This is a genomic window from Streptomyces sp. CC53 (assembly GCF_001865245.1).
GTDB lineage: Bacteria > Actinomycetota > Actinomycetes > Streptomycetales > Streptomycetaceae > Streptomyces.
On sequence record NZ_MKXB01000002.1, the window covers coordinates 1 to 4,323 of the forward strand.

Annotated in this window: 4 protein-coding genes; 3 read left to right on the plus strand and 1 reads right to left on the minus strand. The window is 74.7% G+C overall.

Annotation, left to right across the window (positions count from 1 at the left end):
- Positions 1-97: 97 nt before the first annotated feature.
- From ribA to BJP40_RS00075, 3 genes are read left to right on the plus strand one after another with little or no spacing between them, the layout of a single operon-like run.
- Positions 98-694, plus strand: a complete 597-nt coding sequence (gene ribA / locus BJP40_RS00065; protein ID WP_071277436.1) for a GTP cyclohydrolase II — start codon at positions 98-100, stop codon at positions 692-694.
- Positions 691-2,415, plus strand: a complete 1,725-nt coding sequence (locus tag BJP40_RS00070; RefSeq protein ID WP_071277434.1) for a WD40 repeat domain-containing protein — start codon at positions 691-693, stop codon at positions 2,413-2,415. The genes ribA and BJP40_RS00070 overlap by 4 nt, the downstream gene beginning before the upstream one ends.
- Positions 2,412-3,449, plus strand: coding sequence for an SUMF1/EgtB/PvdO family nonheme iron enzyme (locus BJP40_RS00075; protein ID WP_319020109.1), 1,038 nt, complete (start codon positions 2,412-2,414; stop codon positions 3,447-3,449). Before BJP40_RS00070 ends, BJP40_RS00075 begins: the two co-directional genes overlap by 4 nt.
- Before the next feature lie 64 nt (positions 3,450-3,513).
- Here the strand turns inward: BJP40_RS00075 and BJP40_RS00080 are convergent, their stop codons facing one another.
- Positions 3,514-4,218: an aquaporin gene (locus BJP40_RS00080; RefSeq protein WP_079170800.1), complete on the minus strand. Its 705-nt coding sequence runs from the start codon at positions 4,216-4,218 to the stop codon at positions 3,514-3,516.
- Positions 4,219-4,323: the final 105 nt, after the last annotated feature.

A 4,323-nucleotide genomic window follows, 5' to 3' on the forward strand; every position in this document is an offset into this window, starting at 1 on the left:
CACCCCGTCCGCCGCGTCTGCCGCGGCCCCCACCGGTCCGGCCGACGGGCCCTCGCAGGACGCTGCCGCGGACGGCGCCGTAACCGTCCGCGCCCGCGTGCCCGTCACCCTGCACCGGGCCGGCGGCCGTACCGCGGAACTGCTGAGCTTCGCCGGGCTGCCGGACGGCAAGGAGCACGTGGCGGTCGTCGTGGCCGGCGCCCGCCGGGGCACGCCGCTGGTGCGGCTGCACAGCGAATGCCTGACGGGCGACGTCTTCGGGTCGGCGCGCTGCGACTGCGGCCCCCAGCTGGAGGAGGCGCTGCTCGCCGTCGCGGACGAGGGCGGCGCGGTGCTCTATCTGCGCCAGGAGGGGCGGGGCATCGGGCTGTACAACAAGCTCGACGCGTACGTCCTCCAGGACGGCGGCAACGACACCTTCCAGGCCAACCGGCTCCTGGGCCGGGGCGAGGACGAACGCGACTACACCGCGGCCGCCGCCATGCTCCGGGCGATCGGGCTGCCCCGCATCCGCCTGCTGACCAACAACCCCGACAAGGCACGGCAGTTGCGCGACCTCGGCATCGACGTGGCGCAGACCGTCCCCACCGGGGTCTACCTGACCGGTGAGAACGGCCGCTACCTGGACGCGAAGGCCCGGCACGCCGGTCACACCCTGCCCCTGACGAACGACTTGGAGGCGTCTCTCCTATGATCCGCCACAACGGACCCATCAGCGGCGTCGCGGCTTTCGACGGGCGCCTCGTGGCCACCGCCGGGTACGACAACCAGCTCGTCCTGTGGGACGCCGGCACCCGCCGCGCGCTCGCCCGCGCCGTCCACGACCACCTCGCCAACCAGGTCGCCTTCAGCCCGGACGGGCGGCACCTCGTCAGCTCGTCGAGCGACTACACCGCCCGCCTGTGGTCGGTGCCGGACCTCAAGCTCCTGGCCGTGCTGTCCGACCAGCAGGACGACGTGGAGATGTCGGCCTTCCACCCCTCGAAGGACCTCGTCGCGACGGCGTCCCGCGACCACCGGGTCCGGGTCTACGACTTCACCGGCGCGCTGCTGCACACCTTCACCGGCCACACGGCCGACGTGATCTCCGTGGAGTGGGCCGCGGGCGGCGAAGCCGACGAGCTCGTCTCGTCCAGCGACGACGGCACCGTCAAGCGCTGGTCCCTGCGCACCGGCGGCCTCGTCGACGACATCGACCTCGGCGGCATCGAGACGGACACCATCGCCGTGGCGCCCGGCGGCGTCGTGTACGCGGGCAACGACGAGGGCGAGATCGTCGTCCTCTCCGACGGCGGCACCGCCACCCACCACGCCCACGACGCGGGCATCAAGCGCCTGGTGCTGGACGCCGCCCAGGGCCGGCTGGTCAGCCTCAGCTACGACCGCACCCTGCGCATCTGGGACGTGAGCGGGGAGCAGCCCCGGCCGGTGGCGTCCGCGGCCTTCCCCGCCGACGTGTGGCCGCGGTCCTGCGCGTTCCTCGACGGCGACACCCTGGCGTTCGCCACGTTCGGCTCGTCGTACGCGGTCTACCGCATCCAGGACGGCGTGTGGGAGCTCGACCACGTCGAGCCGACGCACGGCGTCAACGCCGTCACCGTGCACGGGGGCCGCACGCTCACCATCGGCGACGCGGGCATCCTGCGCACCGACGGCCGCCCGGCCGCCGAGGCGGGCAGCCTGTGCAACTTCCTCACCCCGGCCGGCGGCCGGGTCTTCAGCGGCGGGCAGCTGGGCACGGTCTTCGACGCGCTGACCGGCGAGGCCCTGCACCAGCACCGCTCGCCCCTCAACTGCGGTGCCGCCTTCACCCGCGACGGCGTGCCGCACGTGGTGGTCGGCGCCTACACCGGCGAGGGCCTGGTGTTCTCGGTCCACCCGGACGGCACCGTCCGGCACGAGGCGACGCTGCCGCTGCACGCCGGCGCGGTCAAGGGCGTCGCCGTCTCCGGGGACCGGATCTTCGCGGTGTGCGCCGACGCGTCCGCCTCCTGGTTCTCTGTACGGGACTTCACCGAACTGCACCGCGTCGAGACGGCCCACGACCGCATCGCCAACGGCTGCGCGCCGCTGCCCGGCGGCCGGTTCGCCAGCGTCAGCCGGGACCGGCTGCTACGGCTGTGGGACGGTCCCGAGGCCGTGGTCCACCCCACGCCGCACGACCACTCGGTGAAGTGCGTCAGCACCTCGCCCGACGGCCGCTACGTCGCCACCGGCTCCTACAGCGGCGCGGTCTGCGTCTTCGACACGGCGACCGGCACGTGGCCGTCGACGCTGCGGCCGACCACGGCCGGCGTCTCCTCGCTGTGCCACGACCCCGCGAGGGGCGTCTTCCTGGCGGGCTCGTACGACGGCCGGGTCTACGAGGTGCCGGTGACCGGCGGCTCCGACGGGAGCGGGGAGGCGCGGCCGTGAGCGGTGGCGAGGCCGCGGGCGGGGCCGGCACCACCCCCGGGACGCGGGACGCCGCCCGCGGGGCGGCGGCGGGGACGAACCCGAACCTGGTGACCGACCGGGCGGCGATGGGACTGCCGGACTCCTTCGTCCGCCGGCAGTCCGGCCCCGTCGTCCGCCACCGCGACCTCCTCGCGGAGGAGCCGGAGACGCTGGCCGTGATCGTGTCGTCCCCGCACGAGGGGCAGTGCCGCCGCCATGCCGCGGGCACGGTGCTGAGCCTGGTCGGCGACCCCCGCATCCGCGTCCTCGACCCCGAGATGCTCGATGTCCCGGCGGCGCGGGTGACGCTCGGCCTGCCGCCGGAGCGGGTGGCCGAGGTGACCGCCCGCTGGAGCCACGTCGGCGTGGTCGAGGAGTGGATCGCGAAGGAGAGCCCGCCCTATGAGGCGGACATCGCGGCCTTCCGCATCGCCCGCTACCCCGTCACCAACGACGAGTACCGCGCGTTCCTGGAGGACACCCACGAGACGTGGCTGCCCCGGTCGTGGCCGTTCGGCGTCTTCCCGTGGGCGCTGTCCAACCACCCCGTGTGGGGCGTGCCCCCGGAGGCCGCCGACGCGTACGCGGCGTGGCTCTCGCGGCGCACCGGCCGGCGCTTCCGGCTGCCGACCGAGGCCGAGTGGGAGTACGCGGCCTCCGGCGGCGACGGGCGCGAGTTCCCCTGGGGCGAGACCTTCCGTCCGGAGTGCGCCAACACCGTGGAGGGGGGCCCGCTGACGACCACGCCCGTGGGTGTCTACGCGCCGGGCCGCAGCCCCTTCGGGCTCGACGACGTGGCGGGCAACGTGGAGGAGTTCGTCGCCGACGAGTACCGGCCCTACCCCGGGGGCGCCCCCGCCGCCGACGACCTGCTGAAGGCGCACGGCACCTACCGGGTGGCACGCGGCGGCAGCTTCACCCGCTACGGCGACCTGACCCGGTGCCGCAGGCGGCACGGCTGGTACGACAAGGCCATCTACGCCATCGGCTTCCGGCTGGCGGAGACGCCCTGACGGGCCGACCGCCGCGACGGACCGGCCGCTGTGACGGGCCGACCGCTGTGACGGACCGGCCGCCTCAGGCCGCCACCCTGTTCCGGCCGAACAGGGCGGCGGCCAGGCCGATCCCCAGCGCGCCGCCCAGCAACTGGGCCGCGACGAAGCCGGGGAGCGACGCCGGGGCGATCCCGGTGAAGGAGTCGGTGAGGGAACGACCCACGGTGGCAGCGGGGTTGGCGAACGACCCGGACGACGTGCACCAGATCGCGGCGGCGATGTACGCGGCGACGGCGAGCGGCGCGAGCCGGGCCCGCCCGCTGCGTTCGAGCCCCACGACCAGCACGACCATGCCGGCGGTGGCGAGGGTCTCGCCCATCAGCAGGTGCTCGGCGCCCCGCACCTGCGTGGCCCACCCGCCGGGCGCCCGCCCGTACATGGCCTCCGCGAGCAGCGCCCCGGCGACGGCTCCCACGAACTGTGCGGAGACGTACGAGACGACCTCGCGCACCGGCAGAGCGGCCCTCGTGCGGCGCCGCGCCCACCAGGCGCAGAGCGTGACGACCGGGTTGAGGTGGCCGCCGGACACCGGCCCCAGCAGGGCGATCAGCAGGCCGAGACCGGTCGCGGACGCGAGCGAGTTGGCGAGCAGCCGCACCCCGACGTCCTCGCTCAGCCCGCCCGCCTGGATGCCGGAGCCGACGACGGCGGTCACGAGCGCGGCCGTGCCGACGAGCTCGGCGAGCACCCGCCGCGGCAAGCCGACGGTCGCGATGGTCCCTCCCAACGAACCCTCCCGTACGTGAAGCACTCGTGCCGCGCCCAGGCATCGGAGGTGCAACGGAAATGATATTCCACGCTTCGGAATGTCGGGGTCGGGTAGGAGTCGCCA

What these genes read in the sequence shown, in the direction of transcription:
- BJP40_RS00070 (WP_071277434.1), top strand. Translation starts at nt 691, where the DNA reads ATGATCCGCCACAACGGACCCATCAGCGGCGTCGCGGCTTTCGACGGG.